Genomic DNA, 20,146 nt, shown 5'->3' on the forward strand with positions numbered 1-20,146 from the left:
TTAAAAAACGGAGTAGATGGGCACGGTCATGCTGCGGGCTGCAGAGCAAGGGCATCCATCGCCAGCATGCTGTACATCACCTCGCGGCTGAGGTAGTTTGCGTGCAAATCGTCACCCGCGGCACCCAGCGCAAAAAACAGCGGCAAGAAATGGTCATCCGTGGGATGGGCGCGCTCGGCGTGCGGCGCCAGGCTGCGGTAGTTGAGCAAGGCCTTGAGGTCGCCCCGCTCCAGGGCCGATTCGACCCAGCGGCTGAATTCGATCACATAAGGCGCAGGCTCGCGCGCCCCACCAAAGAATTCCCCCAGGTTGTGCGTCATGCTGCCCGAACCCAGCACCAGCACGCCCTGGCTGCGCAGGCCGCGCAGCGCCGCGCCCATGGCATAGACCTCGGCGGGGCCTGCGCCCACGGGCAACGCCACCTGCACCACGGGCAGGTCGGCCTCGGGGAACAGGTGCATCAGCGGTACCCAGGCGCCATGGTCAAACGGGCGCTGGGCATCGCCCTGGGCAGGCACACCGGCCGCCTGCAGCAGGGCCAGTACCTCTTGCGCCAGCGCGGGTGCGCCGGGCGCGGGGTATTGCAACTGGTACAGCGCGGGCGGGAAGCCGCCAAAGTCGTGCCAGGTGGCAGGCTGCGGGCCCGTCATGACCTGCGGCGTGCGGGCCATCCAGTGCGGCGACATGACGACCACCCCGCGCAAGGCCGGAAACTGCGCACGCAACGCCTGCCCCCAGCGGGTGAGCGCAGGACCGGTTTCGCCCGCATCCAGCGCAAACAGGGGCGCGCCATGCGAAACATAGAGAGACGGAACGAGGGCGGGGTTGTGAACGTGGCTGGAGACAGGAGCAGAAGTGGACATGGCAGTCTTTCAGTGAATACCCAGAATGTAGTAGCTAATAAGCAGCGATTCAATTCCCCTGCCATCCGACATATCGTTCCAAAAACCTTACCAATGGCACTGCCGCACCGCTCAGAGCCTGAGCGTTTTTTGGCCGTGTCCGTGCAGCGCGTCAAAACGCCCCCGATCTAGGCGCAAAGCGCAGCCATAGCTCGGGCTATGGCGAGCATTTGCAACAACGCGCGGGGGCGTTTTGGCGTGTTGAGCGGGCATGGACGAAAGGCTCTCAGGCTCTCAGTCACGCACCTTGCCGCGCAATGCCTTGGTTTCACCGCGCTGGGTTTTGGACTCCAATCGCCGCTGTCTGGAGCCATAGGTGGGTTTGGTGGCGCGGCGCGTGCGGGGTGGCTGCGCCACCGATTGCACCAGCGCGTTCAGCCGCGCCAGCGCGTCGGCCCGGTTTTGCTCCTGGCTGCGGTATTGCTGGGCCTTGATGACGACCACACCGTCCTGCGTGATGCGGCTGTCGCGCAGGGCCAGCAGGCGCTCTTTGACATCTTCAGGCAGCGAGGAGGCGCCCACGGCAAAGCGCAGGTGCACTGCGCTCGAAACCTTGTTGACGTTCTGGCCGCCGGCGCCCTGGGCGCGCATGGCCGTGAATTCCACCTCGGCTTCGGCCACCTGCAGCAGGGCGGCGCTCATGGAACACCCTGCGGCATCGCGCAGGCTTTCAGGCCAGCGCCGCCAGCAGCGCCGCATCAAACGCCTCGGGCTGCTCGAACTGCACCCAGTGGCCGGCATCGGGCACCAGGTGCATGCCCCGGAAATCAGGAGCAGCCGCGGCAAAGGCGTCTTCGAGCTGGTGGATCCAGCTTTTGTACAGCGCATCGTACTCGCCATAAATGGCATGCACCGGGCAAGCCACCTGGGGCAGCGAGCGCGCCAGGATGTCGGTGTGCGCCAGGCGGCGGCGGGGCATGCGATCGCGCAGCACGTTGGCCACATGGGTCTGCAGGGCCAGGCCGTCGATGAGGCGCGTGTCATGCAACATCAGCGCGGCCAGGTTGTAGCGGTGAATGGCCAGCTGCTCGTCCAGGTCGGTCAGGTGGCGCCAGGCTTTCAGCTCGAACTGCCGGTGGGGCACCACGCCCATGGCCGGCGCCCCCACCAGCACCAGCCGTTCGGCCAGTTCGGGGTGGGCCGCCAGCAGCAGGCCGGCCGTCAAACCGCCAAACGAGAACCCCACCAGATCACAGGGTGCGTTGCCCAGCAAAGCGTGCAGCCCCGCGCACAACGGCGCCACCAGCGCATCGGCATCACCACCCGACAGCGGCGCGGCGGATTCACCAAAACCGGGCAGGTCGGGCACCCACAATTGGCGCCCGGCAGCCAGCAGCGCGTCGATGTTGCGCACCCAATGCGTCCAGCTGCCGCTGCCGCCATGCAGCAGCACCAGCGGGCGCGCATCCGGGCGGGCCTGGCCCCAGACATGCCAGAGGATGTTGCCCTCGCCGCAGGGTGTGGTGTGGCACTCGGCTTGCGCAGCCAGGCGCTGCACCTCGGGGGGAAGAGACAAATCGGTCATGCGAGAAACCCGCTCCCTCACAGTCCGGCCAGGCCGTCAATGGCGAGGCCGTAGCCCTTGACGCCAAAACCGCACATTACCGCCTTGGCGGCAGCGGCAATATAGGAGTGGTGGCGGAAGCTCTCGCGCGCATGCACGTTGCTGATGTGCAACTCGATCAGCGCAACGCCCGTGCCCTTGATGGCATCGAGCAGCGCCACGCTGGTGTGGGTGTAGGCCCCGGCATTGAGCACCACGCCCGCCAATTCGCCCGCAGCGTGCAGGCGGCCCGCCTCGTGGATCCAGTCCACCAGCGCGCCCTCGTGGTTGCTTTGGTGAAAGCGCAGCGCAAACCCGTGGCGGGCGCAGGCGGCGGCGCACAGTTGCTCTACATCGGCCAGCGTCTGGGCGCCATACATGGCAGGTTCGCGCGTGCCCAGCAGGTTCAGGTTGGGGCCATTCAGGACAAAAACGGTTTTCACAGGCATGCACTCCGGGCGGTCCGCCTGCCACACCGGCAGGCCAGACGCCGGATTATGCGGTGCCCGACCAAGTGGTCGCAGTCAGCAGTGACCGCACCGCTGAAGCCGCATCATCGATCCCAGCGGTCGCCCCAATCACCACGGCCGCGGTGCCCATGGCGGTGTCCGCGATCACGGTAGTAATAGCCCGGTGGCTGCGCATAGTAGGCCGGAGGGGCGTAATACACGGGCCGCGGCGGTGCGTAATAGACCGGAGGCGGTGGCTGGTAATAAATAGGCCTTGGCGCCACATACACCGGCGCGGGGGCCACGTAAACGGGATAGCCGCCATTGCTGACGCCCAACGCCACGCCTGGCGAATTCACGCCCACCGACCAATACACGTCGCGCGCCTGGGCAGTGCCAGCGCCCGCAAGCAGGGCCAGCGCCACACCGGCAGCAGCAGCCATGGCATAGATAGAACGGGTTTTCGTCATGGAAATCTCCTTGGGGAACAGAGGCCACCAACCCATTGGACAGGCCTCACAGGTACACAACGCACCACACCCCCCAAAGGATGTCATGAAACGCGCCCGATATTGTTTCTGGACGTACACCCCCCATCTGCGCCCGCGCATCGCAGCCACAAGCCGCCCCCTAAAATGGCCGCATGAGCACCCCCACCCCTGCCAACACCACGCCCGCAACCAGCACCGCCGCCACCGAAGCCGCCCGCCCCAGCAACTTTTTGCGCCAGATCATCGAGAGCGACCTCGACAAAGGCACCTACGCCACCCGCCGCTGGGCCGGCAGCCCCGGCGATGCCGCCCACCACGCGGCCGGCCAGCCCGACCCCGCCAAGATCCGCACCCGTTTCCCGCCCGAGCCCAACGGCTACCTGCACGTGGGCCACGCCAAGAGCATCTGCATCAACTTTGGCCTGGCACGCGACTACGGCGGTGTGTGCCACCTGCGCTTTGACGACACCAACCCCGAAAAAGAAGACACCGAATACGTCAACAGCATCATCGACGCCGTGAAATGGCTGGGTTTTGACTGGAGCCAGCCCGGCAACGACAAGCCCTACCAGGCCAGCGACTACTTCGACTTCATGTACCGCGCGGCCGAAACCCTGATCGAAGCCGGCCACGCCTACGTGGACGAACAGACCGCCGAGCAGATGCGCGTGAACCGCGGCGACTTCGGCAAACCCGGCGTGGACAGCCCCTTCCGCAGCCGCACCCCGGCCGACAACCTGCGCATCTTCCGCGAGATGCGCGACGGCCAGCATGAGGATGGCTCCATGGTGCTGCGCGCCAGGATCGACATGGCCAGCCCCAACATCAACATGCGCGACCCGGCCATCTACCGCATCCGCCGCGCCACGCACCACAACACGGGCGACACCTGGTGCATCTACCCCATGTACACCTACGCGCACCCCATCGAGGACGCGCTGGAGCAGATCACCCACAGCCTGTGCACGCTGGAGTTTGAAGACCAGCGCCCGTTTTATGACTGGCTGCTGGAGCGCCTGGCCGAAGGTGGCCTGCTCACCGCCCCGCCCCCCCGCCAGTACGAATTTGCGCGCCTGAACCTCACCTACGTCATCACCAGCAAGCGCAAGCTCGCCCAACTGGTGTACGACCACAAGGTCAGCGGCTGGGACGACCCGCGCATGCCCACCATCGTGGGCCTGCGCCGCCGTGGCTACACCCCCGCCGCCATCCAGACCTTTGCCGAACGCATTGGCGTGACCAAGAGCGACAGCTGGATCGACTACAGCACCCTGGAAGGCTGCCTGCGCGAAGACCTGGAGTTGAAAGCCCACCGCGGCATGGCCGTGCTCCACCCCGTCAAGCTGGTGCTGACCAACTGGGACGAGGTGATGGGCGCCGGCCACCTGGAGCCTTGCAGCCTGCCCGCCCTGCCCCACCCACCCGAAGGCACAGAAAGCCCCGTGCGCCACTTCACCATCGGCAAGGAAGTATGGATTGAGCGCGAAGACTTCGAAGAAGTGCCGCCCAAGGGCTACAAGCGCTTGTTCCCGGGCAACAAGGTGCGCCTGAAGGGCGGCTACGTCATCGAGTGCACCGGTGCTACCCGCGACGCTGACGGCAACATCACCGAAGTGCTGGCCACCGTGGTGGAGGGCACCAAGAGCGGCACCCCCGGCGCCGACAGCGTCAAGGTGAAAGCCGCCATCACCTGGGTGGGCGTGGCCGACGGCGTGAACGCCGAAGTGCGCATGTACGACCGCCTGTTCCTCGACGCGCAGCCCGACGCGGGCGGCAAGGACTTCATCGAAAGCCTGAACCCGAACAGCCTGAAGGTGGTGACGGCCATCGTGGAGCCGTCATTGGCCAATGCCAAGCCGGACGACAAGTTCCAGTTCGAGCGGCATGGGTACTTTGTGGCGGACCGGGTGGACCACGCGGCGGGGAAGCCGGTGTTTAACCTGGCGGTGGGGCTGAAGGACAGCTGGGGCAAGTAATGCTTCGCCCGCAGACCATTCAGATTTTTCTGCCGACCGGTGATCCGCGTGGCATGCGCACTGCAGAAATTACGACCCGTATTGTTCGGGTGGTAGAAGTGCCTCGCAGCCAGTTGGCAGATTTTCTGAAAATGCCCGAAGCACAACAAGTGGGTGTGTACTTCTTGGTGGGTGACTTGTCCGAAGCCGGTTTGCCCCGCGCGTACATCGGCCAGTCTGGCAACGTAGGCAGCCGCCTGGCCCAGCACAACCTGAACAAGGATTTCTGGAACCGGGCGCTGGTGGTGATATCGCTCACGAACAGCATGACGCAAACGCACGCGCTGTTTTTAGAATGGTTTGCCATCGCCGAGGCAATCAAGGCTGGGCGCTACAGCCTGGAAAATGGCAATACGGGTTCTCAGCCCTACACACCTGCGCCACTGCAAGCTGATTGCCACGAGGTCCACGAAACCTCAGCCACACTGCTGGCGACTTTGGGGCACCCGATTTTTGAGCCGCTGACCCAGAACGCAAGTGCCAGCAACGGCGAACCGCAGCCGACAGAGTTGTTCTATTGCAAAGGCCCCGATGCCAGCGGTGTGGGTGAATACACCCCTGAAGGCTTTGTAGTGCACAAGGGTTCGACGGCGCGCATTGGTAACGTGGCCTCCATTCAAGGCACATCACAGGAACGCTTCCGCGAGCAATTGGTAACGGATGGCGTGCTTAAACTGCAAGGCACGCAGTATGTTTTCACTCGCGACTACTTGTTCTCCAGCCCTAGCATGGCAGCGATTGCCGTGCTGGGTCGTTCGGCCAACGGCTGGATGGAATGGAAAACAGAACAGGGACAAACGCTTGATGGCGCTAAGCGTCAAGTGATGAATGCGGTGAACTAAAAGCGAGCGCCCCGATACTCCTCCAGGCAGAACGAAAATGGCAAAGTTTCTATCCACCACTGGTACCAACTACCACCTTGAAGAGTTAATTAAGGGAGCGTCAGATCGCCTGATTCTTATCAGCCCTTTCCTCAAGCTGAACGACCGGATGAAGGAGCTGCTGGCAGACAAGAATCGCCTGAAAATTGACGTCCGCATCGTCTACGGCAAAAGCGAGTTACAGCCGCAAGAGATTGAGTGGCTGCGCGGCCTAACCTACATACGCACCAGCTTCTGCAGGAACTTGCACGCAAAATGCTACATGAATGAAGAGATGTGCATCATCACCAGCCTGAATCTGTACGAGTTCAGCCAAGTGAACAACAACGAGATGGGCATCTTGATTAAGCGCAGCGAAGACGGCCAACTCTATAAAGATGCCTACGAAGAGGCGCAGCGAATTATTCGCATCAGTGAGGAGATCCGCATTTCGATGGAACGTGTAGTCGATCCGCCAAACGAGGTCGCCTCCTCTTCGGATCCTTCCGAAGAGGCTGAACAGCCAGGTAGCAAATTACCATCCGGCAAGCTGGCGCAAAAGTTGGGAATGAAGACTGGAGACCTATTAAGTCGCGCTACAGAGCAGGGTTATCTTGCGCTCAACGGAGACAAGCACGTGCTGACAGGCAAAGGCGAGCAAGCGGGAATCGAATACGTAGCCAAAGGACGATTTGGGCCCTATTTCCTTTGGCCACTGGATTTCCACCCAGTTTGATACGTCCGCGTTGCGCATGGCACCTGCCCAAACATGACGCTGTGCGTGCGGCACGTACGGCACCTGTTTGAACGGCACTGGGTTTTAAGGAGGCTCCAACATTTGAGAAGATGGAGCCATGAACAAGTCAACAAAGTTCTCACCCGAGGTGCGCGAGCTGTGCGCATGGTGCAGAGCACCGGGGCGACTACCCGTCGCTGTGGGCAGCCGTCGAATCGATTGCACCCAAGATTGGCTGCGTGCCGCAGACGTTGCTCGACTGGGTCAAGCGCAAGGAAGTCGATGCCGACAAGCGTGAGGGGTTGAGCAGCAGCGAGCGCGAACGCCTCAAGCAACTGGAGCGCGAGGTCAAGGAACTGCGCCGAGCCAACGAGATATTGCAGCTGGCCAGCGCGTTTTTCGCTCAGGCGGAGCTTGACCGCCGACTCAAGTCCTGAAGGACTTCATCGACAAGCATCGCGCTACCTGATTTTGCGCCGACTCGAATCATTCAATACGGATATTGCGCTCTTTCACCAACCGCGACCACTTCTGGCTCTCAGCGTCGATGAACGCCGCAAAGTCAGCAGGTGTACCGCCTCCCAGCTCGTTACTTTGAGAGAGGATGCGATCTTTCACCTCTGAGTGCGCTGCAGCCTGCACAAAGGCCCCGCTCAATTTGTCGATGACGGACTTGGGAGTACCTCTCGGTGCCACATAGCCCATCCAGTTGGAGACCTGCACCTGCGGGAAGCCCAGTTCAGTGAATGTGGGCACGTCGGGAAGGCTGCTCAAACGCTTTGGAGATGTCACGGCCAGGGGCCGTATCTTGCCGGCTTGGATGGAAGGCAATGCTGCGCCGGTCTGCTCGAACATCAAGTCCACCTGACCTGCCAGGAGAGCGGTTGATGCAGGACCACCGCCCTTGTAAGGCACCCCCAGCATTTCGACGCCAGCTGATTGTTCAAACAGCTCCGCCGACAAGTGGTGCGCGCCACCGGGGCCTGCGTTGGCAATGCTCAGCACGCCGGGCTTTTGCTTTGCAGCGGCCACTACGTCTTTTACAGCTCGAAACGGCCGGTCGGCCGGGGTCACCAGCACCAGCGGGCTTTTCTCCAGCAAGTAGATGGGCACCATGCCCTTCGGGTCGAAGTTGATCTTTGGGTAGATCGAAGGGTTCACCGCCAGCGGCCCGAAGCTACCCATTCCGATGGTGTAGCCGTCGGCCGGAGCCTTGGCCAGCAACTCCATGCCGATATTGCCGCTCGCCCCGGGCTTGTTGTCGATGATGACGGGCTGACCCAGCAGCTTGCTCAACTGCAGCGCCACGAGGCGTGTTTTCACATCGGTGTTGCCACCGGCTGCAAATGGAACAATGATCGTGATGGGCTTGGCCGGATAGTCCGTGGCCTGGGCTTGCACGGCCGCGGGTGCGGACAAGACAGCAGCCAGCGCGGCAGTGCACGCAATGAGGTGGCGAGGGTTCATATTTGTCTCTCTTTTTCTCGGTAGTGAGGGTGGTTGACGAGGTGAAACAGGTTTTGACGGCGCTCTCTGCATAACGGCGCGCTGCTGGGCTCAGTTGTCGGGCGTGATACCCGCCGCCGCCACGATCTTGGCGAACCTGGCTGACTCGGTGCGCACGAATTCGCGGAAAGCAGCAGGCTCCATCGCGGCCGGTTCAGCGCCTTGCTCACGCAGACGGGCCTGAAGGGTGGGGTCTTTGAGCGCGGCGCTCACGGCCTCGTGCAGCTTGCGCACCACCGGCTCTGGCGTTGCCGCTGGGGCGAACAGGCCAAACCAGTTCTCCAGCGTGTAGGCTGATAGGGTGGGCGTTTCCGCAATGGCAGGCAGGTCGGGCGCAAACGGCAAGCGCTTGGCAGACGTGATGCCCAGCGGCTTGACCCGCCCCGCCTTGATGAAGGCCTGCGCTCCGGCCAGACTCACAAAGGTCAGATCCACATTCCCCGCAGCCACGTCCACCAGCTGATTGGACGCGCCCCGGTACGGCACATGGTTCAACTTCACGCCCGCCAGCAAGCCCAGCAGTTCGCCGTTGAGGTGCTGGGGGTTTCCCACACCACTGGTGCCGTAACTGAGTTTTCCCGGGTTTTTCTTGGCGTAGGCCACCAGCTCTTCCACCGACTTGACCGGCAGGCCCGGTTGGGCCACCAGCACATTGGGCACCCGCACCACGAGTGAGACGGGAGCCAGGTCCCGCTCAGGCTTGTAGGCCATCCGCTCCTTGTAGACATGGGGATTGATGGCGGTTTCTCCCGCCGTGCCCAACAGCAGCGTGTGCCCGTCTGGGGGCGCCTTCACCACGGCTTGCGCACCCAGCATGGCACTGGCGCCAGGCTTGTTGTCCACCACCACGGCCTGGCCCAGGCTGACGCGTAGCTTGTCGGCAAGCATGCGGGCCACGGAATCCACCCCACCGCCGGCCGAAAAGGGCACCACGATGGTGATGGTTTTGGTGGGATAAGGCGGGGTACTGGGCTGGGCCAGCACCGGGGCGCACAACGCCAGCGCGGCAGCCAGGCCCGTGAATGCGCGGCGTGAGCGCGATGACTCGTTGAGGGATTGGTAGCGGGCTTGAAAAGCGAAAGGCATGGTCTCTTCCATGGGCCGCAAAGGCCCCTTTGGTTGGGTGATCACCGCCGCCCGTACAGGGCTTTGGTCCGCATCGATCTGTCCTGAATTCACTGAGAATGGCGTCGACTTGTATTGCATTTTATAAACAACAAATGCAATAATGCAAGCATGAATTCCCCAGCACCTACACCGCAACTGAATTTGGAGCACTCCACCGGCAGCCTGTCGCTGCAGGGGCAGCCGCTTCGTTTTGTGAACTTGCCCGCTTTGTTGGGGGGTAATTTGCAGCGCTGGCCTGCGGTGTTGCGCTTGCTGCTGGAGAACGCCTTGCGCCACCTGCAGGGCGATGAGCGGGCCGCCGCCGCTCAGGCCTTGGTCGATTGGATGGAGACGGGATGCAGTGAGGCCGAAGTGGCCTTTCAGCCGGGCCGCGTGCTGATGCACGACACCACCAGCACCCCGGCGCTGGTGGACATTGCGGGCATGCGCGACGCACTGGCGGAAGCAGGTATAGACCCCACGGTGCTCAACCCTGGTTTGCCCGTGGATGTGTCAGTGGATCATTCGCTCGCGGTGGAGGTGTATGCACAGCCCGATGCACCGCAGCGGAACATGCAGCATGAGATCCGCCGCAATGGCGAGCGCTACCGCTTTCTGCGCTGGGCCTCTCAGATGCTCAAGGGCGTGCGTATCCACCCGCCGGGCACGGGCATCATGCACACGCTCAACCTGGAGCAGTTGGCCACGGTGATCACGACCGAAGAACGCGGTGGTGACCGCTGGCTGGTGCCCGACACGCTGATCGGCACCGACAGCCACACTCCCATGATCAATGGCATCGGCGTATTGGGCTGGGGCGTGGGCGGTCTTGAGGCCCAGACCGTAATGTTTGGCATGCCCACCATGCTGCGCATTCCCGACGTGATTGGCGTGCAGCTCATTGGTGCGTTACCACCTGCGGTGCTGGCGACGGACTTGGCCCTGACGGTGACGCGTCGCCTGCGCGAGATCGGCGTCTCCGGCGAGTTTGTGGAGTTCTATGGCCCCGGGGTGGCCACGCTCACGGCAGGTGACCGTGCCGTAGTGGCCAACATGGCACCGGAATATGGCGCTACGACCGGCTTCTTTCCCATCGATGCGGCCACACTGGACTATCTGCGCGCCACGGGCCGCAGCAATGAGCAGGTGGCCCTGGTGGAGGTCGGTGCCCACGCCCTGGGCCTGTGGTTTGACCCCACCGCCACACCGCGCTACACGCGCAGCATCACGGTGGATTTGTCCACCATCGGCCACCATGTGGCCGGCCCGCGCCGCCCACAAGACCAGATGGACCATGGCGACACCGCCAAGGCGCTGGCGGCCGTGGGCTTTGTGCCCCGCGCGGTGTGCGAAGGCGCCCTGCCTCGGCATGCCGTGGCCATCGCGGCCATCACCAGCTGCACGAATACATCAGACCCCAAGCTGCTGATTGCCGCAGGCCTGCTGGCGCGCAAGGCACGCGCGCTGGGGCTGAAGGCGCCGGCCTGGGTCAAGACCTCGATGGCGCCCGGCTCGCCCGCCGCCGCCAGCTACCTGCAGCGCGCGGGCCTGGTGGACGACCTGGCCGCCGTGGGCTTTGGCATCGTGGGCTTTGGCTGCACCACCTGCATCGGCAACCCCGGCCCGCTCACAACCCCCGTGCGCGAGGCCATTGCGGCGGGCGAGAGCCTGCCCGTGGCCATCCTCTCGGGCAACCGCAACTTTCCCGGCCGCGTGCACCCCGATCTGGAGCTGAGCTTCATCATGTCGCCGCCGCTGGTCATCGCCTTTGGCCTGGCGGGCCGTGCCGATGTGAACCTCCGCAAAGAGCCCGTGCAGACCACGCCCGAGGGCCGCACCGTCTACCTACGCGACCTGTGGCCCACCGATGCCGAGATTGCGCAGCACCTGGCGCAATCGGCCGAGCCCGCCGACTACCGGCGCGACTTCGCCATCGCCAGCCAAAACCCGCTGTGGCACGCGCTGGAGGCCCCGCGCACGCCACGTTTTCCATGGGATGCGGCCTCCAACGCGCTGCGCCGCCCGCCGTTTGCATCGTTCAGCGAAGGCAGCCAGCTGGGCACCTTCACGGCCTGGCCGCTCATGCTGCTGGGCGACGACATCACCACCGACCATCTCTCGCCCGCCAGCGCCATCCCGCCCGACAGCCTGGTGGCCGACTACCTGGTGGCGCGCGGCGAGTCGCGCAACGACCTCAACGTGTTCGCCTCGCGCCGTGGCAACTGGGAGGTCATGGTGCGCGCCGCCTTCCACAGCAAGACCGTGGGTAATCGCCTGCACCCGAACTTGCCAGTGGCCCACACGCTCCATGTGCCCAGCGGCGAGGTGCAACCCATCTGGGAGGTGGCGCAGCGCTACCGCGATGCAGGGGAGTCGGTGGTAGTGCTGGCAGGCGAGCGCTACGGCACGGGCTCCTCGCGCGACTGGGCGGCCAAGGGCCAACGGCTCTTGGGCATCCGCGCCGTGGTGGCGTGCAGCTTTGAGCGCATCCACCGCTCCAACCTGATTGGCATGGGCATCCTGCCCGTGAAGCTGCCGCCTGGCGTGCACCCCGATACGCTGGCCCTGCAGGCCGGAGACCGGCTAGAGATTCATGCGGACCCCGCTGCACTGCTGCCGCGTGGCGCCATCACCGTGCGCGTACTGCGCGCCGATGGGCGCATCGACCCCCTGCCCTGTACGGCGGCGGTGGAGACACGGCTGGAGGTGGAGCTGCTGCGCCAGGGTGGCGTGATGCCCCGCATCCTGCACCAGACGCGCGAGCGCCTGGCCTTCGCCGCCTGAGCAATGCCACCGCCATGGAGCGTCCAAGCGCCATGCATACTTGGCAGATGACACCGGAAAAACCTATTCCTTTGCAACTGCTGGAGATGGCGCACAGCCAGCAATGGCCTGCGGGCACCCACCTGGGCGCGCAAAGGCTGGCCGACCAGCTGCGCGTCTCGCGCTCCCCCGTCAACGACGCCCTGGCCCTTCTGCACGACAAGGGCGTGCTGGTGCGCGAGCCCAACCGGGGCTACTTCCTGGCCCGGCCGGTGGACAAGCCCGTGGCCGCTTTGGCCGAATCGCTGGGCCTGGAGGCCGAAGACCAGGTGACTGCCGTGTACTTCGAGCTGGCCGACGACCGCCTGCGCGGCCAACTGCCCGATGAATTTACCGAGACCTTGATCAAGCAGCGCTACCGCCTCACACCCGCGCAGCTCAACACCCTGCTCTCGCGCATGGCCAACGAGGGCTGGATCGAGAAGCGACCCGGCTACGGCTGGGCGTTCTCATCCATGCTCACCACCTCGGACAGCCTGCTGCAGTCGTACCGTCTGCGCCTGGCGCTGGAGCCCGCCGCACTGATGGAACCAGGTTACCGGCTCGACCCGCAAGTGATTGCGCGTTGCCGCGCGGCAGAGCAGCATTTGCTGGACGGAGGCATTGAGACCGACACAGCCGACCAGTTGCACGAGCGGGGTGTGCGTTTTCACGAGTCGCTGGTCGAGGCCTCGGGCAATCCGTTTTTCATTGACACCATCCGGCGTGTCAACCGTGTACGACGGCTGCTGTCGTACCGCTCCATGAAGAACCGCCAGCGATACCGTGAGCACTGCAACCAACACCTGGAGATCCTGGGCTTGATCGAACGCGAGCGCCAGACAGAGGCGGCCGAGGCGCTACGTACCCATCTTCAAAGCACGCTGCGCAACCTGGAGCAGATTGCGGGCTTGCTGCAAGGTGCGCCAGCCGCAACACCGACTGCCACCGGGAAAACGCCCCCCATTTCCCCCTCCCCCCGGACGACCCGGCGGACCCGTGCCCGTTAGCGCGTCACCTTTCTTTCCTTACTGTCATGACTGTCTACGCCGAAGCCACCCGCGCCCTGACCCCCCAGGGCGTCCTGCGCGCCTCCATCAACCTGGGCAACCCCATCCTCGCCGGTGTGGACGCCCAGGGCGCGCCCCAAGGCGTTTCAGTGGACCTGGCCCGTGGCTTTGCCCAGCGCCTGGGCGTGGAGCTGGAGCTGGTGGTTTTTGATGCGGCGGGAAAATCTGTAGAGGCCGTACGCGCCGAACAGGCCGACATTGGCTTCTTTGCCATCGATCCGCTGCGCGGCGAGGGCATCTCTTTCACGGCACCTTATGTTCTGATCGAAGGCAGCTATCTGGTGCGGGCCGATTCTCCACTGCAATCGAACGACGAAGTAGACCAACACGGCCGCACCGTCACGGTGGGCAAGGGAAGTGCCTACGACCTGTTCCTGACCCGTGAGCTGAAACAGGCCTCCATCGAACGCGCGCCCACATCGCCCGCCGTGGTGGACACCTTTGTGGCCCAAGGTCACGACGTAGCGGCGGGCGTGAAGCAGCAGCTCGAAGCCGATGCGCAGCGCATCGCCGGTCTGCGCCTGCTGCCGGGGCGCTTCATGGTTATTCAGCAGGCCATGGGCACACCCAAGAGCCGGGGCACAGCCGCACAGGTCGCACTGGCCCAGTTTGTGGAAGACATGAAGGCCAGTGGCTTTGTGGCCGATGCCCTGGCGCGCCACGGCATCCACGGTGCATCCGTGGCCCCCGCGCAAACCTTGTCGAACTGAAGGCACGGCATGGCAACGCGATGGATGGCCTATGTGGGCAGCCGCACCACGCGCGAACGCAATGCGCGCGGCGACGGCATCAGCGTGTTTGCGGTGGATGCCGGCACCGGCCAGCTCACGCTGGAGCAGGTGGTGGGCGATCTGGTCAACCCCTCTTACCAGGTGCTCAACCAGCGCGGCGACCGGCTCTATACCGTGCACGGCGACCAGACCGAGGTGAGCGTGCTGGCGGTGGACGCCGCCACGGGCCACCTTACACGGCTGCAAACCATCTCCTGCGGCGGGCGCAACCCCGTGCACCTGGCCCTGTCTCCGGGTGAAACACACCTCGTGGTCTCCAACCACCTCAGCGGCCAACTGGCCGTGCTGCCCGTGCTGCCCGATGGCACGCTGGCCCCGGTCAGCCGCACGGTGGCCTTTCCAGGTGAACCCGGCCCACACCGCAAGGAGCAGCCGTTTTCCAAACCGCATTTCAACCCCTTCACGCCAGACGGCCGCTTTGTGCTGGTGCCCGACAAGGGGCTGGACCGCGTTTTCAGCGTCGATTGGAATGGTGGGCTTCCGGCGTTGGCGAAACCTCAGTCTTGGTACACCACTCGCGAAAATGCAGGCCCTCGCCACCTGGCTTTGCACCCGCACCAGCCCTGGGTGTATGTGGTCAACGAACTGGACAATACCGTGACCGCCTGCCACGTGGACACCACCACCGGTGCGCTGCATCCCTTCCAGATCGTGCCTTGCCTGCCCGACGACTATGTGGGCCACAGCCGCGCAGCGGGCATCCAGATGGCGCCCACTGGCCGCCATGTGTATGCATCCAACCGAGGGCACGACAGCATCGCAACCTTCCGCATCGACGCCAACACAGGTCGCATCGCACTGCAGGGCACCACAGCCAGTCAGGGAAAGACGCCGCGGTTCTTCACGCTCGCGCCGCTAGCGCCTTGGATGTATGTACTCAACGAAGACAGCGACGCCATTGAGTGCTGGCAGGTGGATCGCGACTCGGGCCTGCCTCAACCCACGGGTCGGGCGGTGTCTTGCGGCAGCCCCGTGTGCATGGTATTTCTGCCGTTGTCGCCAACGGAATATGGCGAGGGCCGATCCGGATCCTGACTTGTCATCGAACCCTCCCAAGACACGCTGACCGGGCCCCGCTTTCGCAAGGACAGCCCGGGCTACATCGACCGCAAGCCCTGCGTGCAGGTGGGCATGAAGGCCTGGCCCCGGACGTGCGGTTTGACAAGCACCAGGCGGGCACCTGTTGCACGGGCAACGGAAAGTACAATCAAATTCCTGTTTTCATAGCTGCTAGCGCTTATCCATCAAGCGCTGATGACCTATGTCACCTGATTAGCTACTTACCTCAGATACATTGCTGCCCATCCGTTCGGGCTGAGCTTGTCGAAGCCTTGCACGCACCGGATACAGCCCTGCGACGGGCTCAGAGCCTGTTTACGACCTCGCAGGGCGAACGGGCTTTATCTGAGTGTCGCTAATCAGGCTATTTCATTCACATTGACTTTTCCATGAACTTCGCAGACCGACTGAAACAACTCCCCTCCGCCAGCCACCTCGCCGCCCTGCAGCTGCAGGATGCCGATGGCCAGGTGCTGGCCACCATCGAGAACAAGCCCGGCCAGACCGGTTCTCTGGTGGTGTATGCCGCGCTGGCTGCGCTGTATGGCGGCAGCATCACGCCTGCGGCGGCCGGCCTGGGGCTGGAGTGGTATGCCGAACATGTGGCGGATGCAAGGGCGTTTCCGGGCAAGCACCCCAATATCGACCGGCTGCTGGCCTGGGCCGAGGGCAGTGAAAGCTACCGGGCCGTCTCCATCGCTGCATAACGGTTCAGCGACTGGTCTCTTGTTCGTTGCGCGCGTCGAACATGGCAATGGCAGGCCGGGCCATGCATCCGTATCCCATTGAGCGGTCGTCATATGCTATTCTTTTAATAGCAAATAGCGCTTACCCCTGCTGTGCAAAATGCCCGCTTGTCACCAAATTGGGTTACCCTCGCCGCCTTATCACCAAGGAGCCCACCATGAAAAAACTCAACGTCACCATCGAGCTTGAAATGTCCGTGCCGGACGATTGGGAGCTGGTGGAAACATCCGAAGGAACACCGGTGCTCCGGCTGCCCAATGGGGTGTTCATGGACGTTGCCATTGAGCCGCTGTTTGCCAGCGACCCCGAGGAAACCTGGAGCAGCACCGATGACGACAATGTGCTCAACGACATTCTGGACATGGTGGAGAGCGAGGCCGTGACTTACGAGTTCATTACCCACTGAGCCTGCGCGCGCCGGTAGGGCACACCGTGCCCCCCCGGGCGATGCGGTCTGCCCCCCGAGCCAACGAAAGGCCGGGCTCGGTGCCCAGGGTCTGTGCATAGGCCACGCGCACCCTATAAGCAAAATTGTTTTTCTTCGTTGCACTGCGCGGCTGACGCCGGGAAACTGCACGCTCCGTCCCTTTTCGAGGGGCGGTCCGTCGCCGTCTTACCTCGTCATCGCACATGAAAAAATCTCTGCTCCCGATCCGCCATCTGCCCCTGGCCGTTATCTTGTGGTCGCCCATGCTGGCCCTGGCAACCAACGGCTATTTTTCTGCCGGTTATGGGGCCAAGTCCCAGGGTGTGGCCGGCGTGGGCATTGCGCTGTCGCAGGATGCGCTGGCCGCCGCCACCAACCCCGCAGGCACGGCCCTGGTGGGTGATCGTGCCGACCTGGGCCTGACCTGGTTTGCACCGCGCCGCGAGGCAGAAATTGCCGGCAACGCTTTTGGCGCGGACGCCCACTACAGCGGCGACGGCAAGAAGCACTTCTTCATCCCCGACCTGGGCTACACGCGCAAGGTGACTCCGACCACCTCGGTCGGCCTGGCCGTGTATGGCAATGGCGGCATGAACACCGACTACGCCAGCAACCCCTACGCGCGCTTCGGCGCCAGCGGCTCTGCGGGCGTGAACCTGGAGCAGTTGTTCATCAGCCCCTCGGTGGCGCACCGCATCAATGACGTCCACACGGTGGGCGTGGCGCTGAATGTGGCCTACCAGCGCTTTTCGGCCAAGGGCATCGGCCTATTCAGCGGCTTCTCCAACGCGCCTGCCAACGTCAGCGACCAGGGCACGGACAGCACCGTGGGTGCGGGCCTGCGGCTGGGCTGGACGGGCAAGCTGGCCCCCGGCGTCACGCTGGGCGCCACCTGGGCGTCGCGCATCCATGGCCGCTTTGACAAATACCAGGGCCTGTTTGCCGATGGCGGCGGCTTCAATGTTCCGGAAAACTATGGCGTGGGCCTGGCCCTCGAGGCCACGCCAGCCCTGACGCTGGCCGCCGATGTGCAGAGCATCCGCTACAGCCGGGTGGGCGCTGTAGGCAACTCGGCTGCCAGCCTGTTTGCCGGCCAGCCCCTGGGGGCGGCCCATGGCCCCGGCTTTGGCTGGAAGGATGTCCATGTGCTCAAGCTCGGTTTCGTGCACCAGACACGCCCCGACCTGACGCTGCGCGGCGGCGTGAGCTTTGCCACCCAGGCCGTGCCTTCGGGCGAAACCTTTTTCAACATCCTGGCGCCGGGTGTGGTGCGCAACCACCTCACCCTCGGCGCCACCTGGGCGCGGCCCGGCGGCGGCGAGCTGACGGGTTTTGTCGCCCACGCGTTCGGCCAGACGGTGCAGGGATCAGGCTCCATCCCGCCGGGCACACCGCCGGGCGGCCTGGGCGGGGGCAACGCCAACCTGCACATGAAGCAGACGGTGATCGGTGTGTCGTATGGCTGGCGGCTGTAAAGGCCGGCACACCAGCCTTGCCACTTCCTGAAGCCCGCGCCCGACGACTGCGCTCCGCGCAGGGATAATCCGCTGCCATGAATCTGACCCTTTCCCTCTTTCCCCTCGGCTGGCAGCACTATCTGCTCGGCGGGGTGTTCATAGGCGCTGGAGTGGCGCTGCTGTTTGTGCTGACAGGCCTGGTGGGTGGCATGAGCACGGTGTTCTCCAGCACCTGGTCGTTCGTGGTGCGGCGGCCATTCTTTCAACAAGCGCGCTTCACCGATTCGCGCGGTTGGCGGCTGGTGTATGCGCTGGGACTGATCCTGGGCGCGCTGGTGTGGTGGCTGGGCTTTGCGGACGGCGCCCCGCAATCCACCAGCGTGCCGGTGTGGCAGTTGCTGGTGGGCGGCTTTTTCGTGGGCTATGGCGCGCGGCTGGGCAACGGCTGCACGTCGGGCCACGGCATCTGCGGGCTGGGCTCGCTGCAATGGCCTTCGCTGCTGGCGGTGCTGACCTTCATGGCAACGGCCTTCCTCACGGCCAACCTCGTGGCAAGGTGGCTGGCATGAGCGCCGAGCGCATGACCCTGCCGCGCTTTGCCGCAGTGCTGCTGGCCGGCGCGCTGTTTGGTTTTGGCCTGGCGCTGTCCACCATGGTGCGGCCCGAGGTGGTGCTGGGCTTTCTGCGTTTTCAGAACTTTGGCCTGATGCTGGTGATGGGCGGCGCCGTGGCGGTGACGATGCTGGCCTACGGGCTGCTGCCCCGGCTGCTGGGCCGCCCCCTGCTGGGCGAGCGCTTTCACCACCACGCCAGCGCCTGGAACCGCGACACCGCCTTGGGCGCGGCGCTGTTTGGCGTGGGCTGGGGCCTGTGCGGCGTGTGCCCCGGCCCGGCCATTGCCAGCCTGGGCCTGGGCAACTGGAGCCTGCTGTGGGCGCTGGGCGGCATCGCGCTGGGCGCACTGGTACAGGGGCTGCGCGCCAGGTAAGTACTGGCGCCATCCGATGGCGCGCAGCGGTGCACCATCGATGACCCGCTGCAGAAGCCGCTTGAGAGCACGAAGCCCTGAGCGCAGCCAAGCCCGCGCAGGTGCACCCCGGCCCGGCGAGCCGGGCTTTACCGCCGCGATTTTGCGGCCCTCTGCGTCGGGCTGGCGTCGCGGGGCCGGGGCACCAGCCCGCAGCAGCGGCACAATGGCGGGCCGCCTCCATGCCCCAGCGCCGAAGTGCGCAAGTGCCACGGCCCTGTCTGTTTTTTTGTTCGCTTCACCGATGTCTCTCCCCGCCTTGCCCGTCCCCACCGCCCTACCCCTTTTGACCCGCCGTGCCGCATTGCTGGGCACGGGCGGCCTGCTTGCACTGCCTGCCCTGGGCCACGCTGCGCAGCCAGCAGCCCCCACAGTGTGGCCCCAGGCGCTGGCCGTGCCGGGGGGGGTGGCACGCCTGTCGCTGGGCCCGGCGGCCAAGCGCCCGCTGGCGCATGTGCGCCAGGGCGATGCAGATGTGCCCGTTCTGGTGGTGGGCGATGCCATCGAATGGACGGCCCTGGTCGGCATACCGCTGGCAGCGGCGCTGGGCGAAGCACACATCACAGTGGTGCAGGCCGATGGCAGCAGCGCGCGGCGGGTGCCCTACGCCGTGGCCTCCAAGCGTTATGCCGAGCAGCAGCTGAAGGTGTCGCCGCGCACCGTAGACCTGTCGCCCGAAGACCAGGCCCGCTACGAGCGTGAACGCGACCACCAGGCCGTGGTGATGGCCACCTTCTCCGAACCAGCAGGCGGCACCCTGCAGTCGCTGCGCATGCAGGTGCCGGTGCCGGGGCGGCGGTCCAGTTCGTTCGGGCTGCGGCGCGTGTTTAACGGCCAGCCGCGCAATCCGCACAGCGGCATGGACATTGCCGCCGCCACCGGAACACCCGTGGTGGCGCCGCTGCCTGCGCGGGTGATTGATGTGGGCGACTATTTCTTCAACGGCGGCACGGTGTGGCTGGACCACGGCCAGGGCCTGCTCAGCATGTACTGCCACCTGAGCAGCATGGATGCGCGTGTAGGCGATGTGCTGCAGGCGGGTGAAGCGTTTTGCCAGGTGGGCGCCACCGGCCGCGTGACCGGCCCGCACCTGCACTGGGGCGTGATGCTCAACCGCACCATGGTGGACCCGTCACTGTTCATTCCCGCGTGATTAC

At 64.6% G+C, this 20,146-nt stretch carries 20 protein-coding genes, 1 pseudogene and 1 other annotated feature; of the genes and pseudogenes, 14 read left to right on the plus strand and 7 right to left on the minus strand.

Going from position 1 to position 20,146, the window contains the following annotated elements; all coding sequences use genetic code 11:
• Positions 1-26: 26 nt before the first annotated feature.
• The 5 genes from K225_RS0108405 to K225_RS0108425 form a co-directional block, all read right to left on the minus strand.
• Complete coding sequence (locus K225_RS0108405; RefSeq protein WP_026435978.1) at positions 27-863, minus strand: class III extradiol ring-cleavage dioxygenase; 837 nt, start codon at positions 861-863, stop codon at positions 27-29.
• A gap of 273 nt (positions 864-1,136) precedes the next feature.
• Complete coding sequence (gene arfB, locus K225_RS0108410; RefSeq protein ID WP_026435979.1) at positions 1,137-1,544, minus strand: alternative ribosome rescue aminoacyl-tRNA hydrolase ArfB; 408 nt, start codon at positions 1,542-1,544, stop codon at positions 1,137-1,139.
• A 28-nt stretch (positions 1,545-1,572) separates the two neighbouring features.
• Positions 1,573-2,427, minus strand: coding sequence for an alpha/beta fold hydrolase (locus tag K225_RS0108415; RefSeq protein ID WP_026435980.1), 855 nt, complete (start codon positions 2,425-2,427; stop codon positions 1,573-1,575).
• A gap of 17 nt (positions 2,428-2,444) precedes the next feature.
• Entirely contained in the window at positions 2,445-2,894 is a 450-nt protein-coding gene (gene aroQ, locus K225_RS0108420; RefSeq protein WP_034712134.1) for a type II 3-dehydroquinate dehydratase, read from the minus strand.
• 104 nt (positions 2,895-2,998) lie between these two features.
• Positions 2,999-3,364, minus strand: coding sequence for a hypothetical protein (locus tag K225_RS0108425; RefSeq protein WP_026435982.1), 366 nt, complete (start codon positions 3,362-3,364; stop codon positions 2,999-3,001).
• Positions 3,365-3,537: 173 nt separating this feature from the next.
• On the opposite strand from K225_RS0108425, the gene K225_RS0108430 reads away from it, so the two are divergent.
• From K225_RS0108430 to K225_RS20605, 4 genes and pseudogenes are all read left to right on the plus strand, one after another.
• On the plus strand, positions 3,538-5,361 hold the full coding sequence (locus tag K225_RS0108430) for a glutamine--tRNA ligase/YqeY domain fusion protein (RefSeq protein WP_026435983.1): 1,824 nt from the start codon (positions 3,538-3,540) through the stop codon (positions 5,359-5,361).
• Positions 5,361-6,242 carry a GIY-YIG nuclease family protein gene (locus K225_RS0108435; RefSeq protein WP_034712136.1) on the plus strand — a complete coding sequence of 294 codons (882 nt, stop codon included), beginning with the start codon at positions 5,361-5,363 and terminating at the stop codon, positions 6,240-6,242. Before K225_RS0108430 ends, K225_RS0108435 begins: the two co-directional genes overlap by 1 nt.
• Before the next feature lie 37 nt (positions 6,243-6,279).
• Positions 6,280-6,996, plus strand: a complete 717-nt coding sequence (locus K225_RS0108440) for a phospholipase D family protein (protein WP_026435985.1) — start codon at positions 6,280-6,282, stop codon at positions 6,994-6,996.
• Positions 6,997-7,114: 118 nt separating this feature from the next.
• A pseudogene (locus tag K225_RS20605) lies at positions 7,115-7,456 on the plus strand (transposase); the annotation flags it as partial.
• Positions 7,388-7,485: a sequence feature (AL1L pseudoknot), on the plus strand. It overlaps the preceding pseudogene by 69 nt.
• Here K225_RS20605 and K225_RS0108450 read toward each other — a convergent pair.
• On the minus strand, positions 7,483-8,397 hold the full coding sequence (locus K225_RS0108450) for a tripartite tricarboxylate transporter substrate binding protein (protein WP_238323209.1): 915 nt from the start codon (positions 8,395-8,397) through the stop codon (positions 7,483-7,485). Its footprint overlaps the feature before it by 3 nt.
• A gap of 156 nt (positions 8,398-8,553) precedes the next feature.
• Positions 8,554-9,588: a tripartite tricarboxylate transporter substrate binding protein gene (locus tag K225_RS0108455; protein ID WP_051248818.1), complete on the minus strand. Its 1,035-nt coding sequence runs from the start codon at positions 9,586-9,588 to the stop codon at positions 8,554-8,556.
• A gap of 150 nt (positions 9,589-9,738) precedes the next feature.
• Between K225_RS0108455 and K225_RS0108460 the strand changes: the two genes are divergently transcribed.
• From K225_RS0108460 to K225_RS0108505, 10 genes are all read left to right on the plus strand, one after another.
• Positions 9,739-12,393: an aconitate hydratase AcnA gene (locus K225_RS0108460; protein WP_081679629.1), complete on the plus strand. Its 2,655-nt coding sequence runs from the start codon at positions 9,739-9,741 to the stop codon at positions 12,391-12,393.
• Between the two features lie 47 nt (positions 12,394-12,440).
• A complete protein-coding gene (locus K225_RS20610) occupies positions 12,441-13,421 on the plus strand; it encodes a GntR family transcriptional regulator (protein WP_081679630.1) in 981 nt (326 codons plus the stop codon).
• 26 nt (positions 13,422-13,447) lie between these two features.
• Positions 13,448-14,191: an ABC transporter substrate-binding protein gene (locus K225_RS0108470; protein WP_026435989.1), complete on the plus strand. Its 744-nt coding sequence runs from the start codon at positions 13,448-13,450 to the stop codon at positions 14,189-14,191.
• A gap of 9 nt (positions 14,192-14,200) precedes the next feature.
• Entirely contained in the window at positions 14,201-15,307 is a 1,107-nt protein-coding gene (locus tag K225_RS20615; RefSeq protein WP_051248804.1) for a lactonase family protein, read from the plus strand.
• A gap of 413 nt (positions 15,308-15,720) precedes the next feature.
• Positions 15,721-16,038 carry a DUF2322 family protein gene (locus tag K225_RS0108480; RefSeq protein ID WP_026435990.1) on the plus strand — a complete coding sequence of 106 codons (318 nt, stop codon included), beginning with the start codon at positions 15,721-15,723 and terminating at the stop codon, positions 16,036-16,038.
• A gap of 197 nt (positions 16,039-16,235) precedes the next feature.
• Positions 16,236-16,484 carry a hypothetical protein gene (locus K225_RS0108485; protein ID WP_026435991.1) on the plus strand — a complete coding sequence of 83 codons (249 nt, stop codon included), beginning with the start codon at positions 16,236-16,238 and terminating at the stop codon, positions 16,482-16,484.
• Between the two features lie 224 nt (positions 16,485-16,708).
• Positions 16,709-17,980: an OmpP1/FadL family transporter gene (locus K225_RS0108490; protein WP_034712139.1), complete on the plus strand. Its 1,272-nt coding sequence runs from the start codon at positions 16,709-16,711 to the stop codon at positions 17,978-17,980.
• 77 nt (positions 17,981-18,057) lie between these two features.
• On the plus strand, positions 18,058-18,531 hold the full coding sequence (locus K225_RS0108495) for a YeeE/YedE family protein (RefSeq protein ID WP_026435993.1): 474 nt from the start codon (positions 18,058-18,060) through the stop codon (positions 18,529-18,531).
• On the plus strand, positions 18,528-18,950 hold the full coding sequence (locus tag K225_RS0108500) for a DUF6691 family protein (protein ID WP_026435994.1): 423 nt from the start codon (positions 18,528-18,530) through the stop codon (positions 18,948-18,950). The genes K225_RS0108495 and K225_RS0108500 overlap by 4 nt, the downstream gene beginning before the upstream one ends.
• Before the next feature lie 283 nt (positions 18,951-19,233).
• The gene (locus K225_RS0108505) at positions 19,234-20,142 is read left to right on the plus strand and encodes a M23 family metallopeptidase (RefSeq protein WP_081679631.1); all 909 of its coding nucleotides are present in this window, start codon (positions 19,234-19,236) and stop codon (positions 20,140-20,142) included.
• The last annotated feature ends 4 nt before the right edge of the window (positions 20,143-20,146 follow it).

The organism is Acidovorax sp. JHL-9 (assembly GCF_000426205.1).
In the GTDB taxonomy this organism is placed as follows: domain Bacteria; phylum Pseudomonadota; class Gammaproteobacteria; order Burkholderiales; family Burkholderiaceae_C; genus Acidovorax; species Acidovorax soli.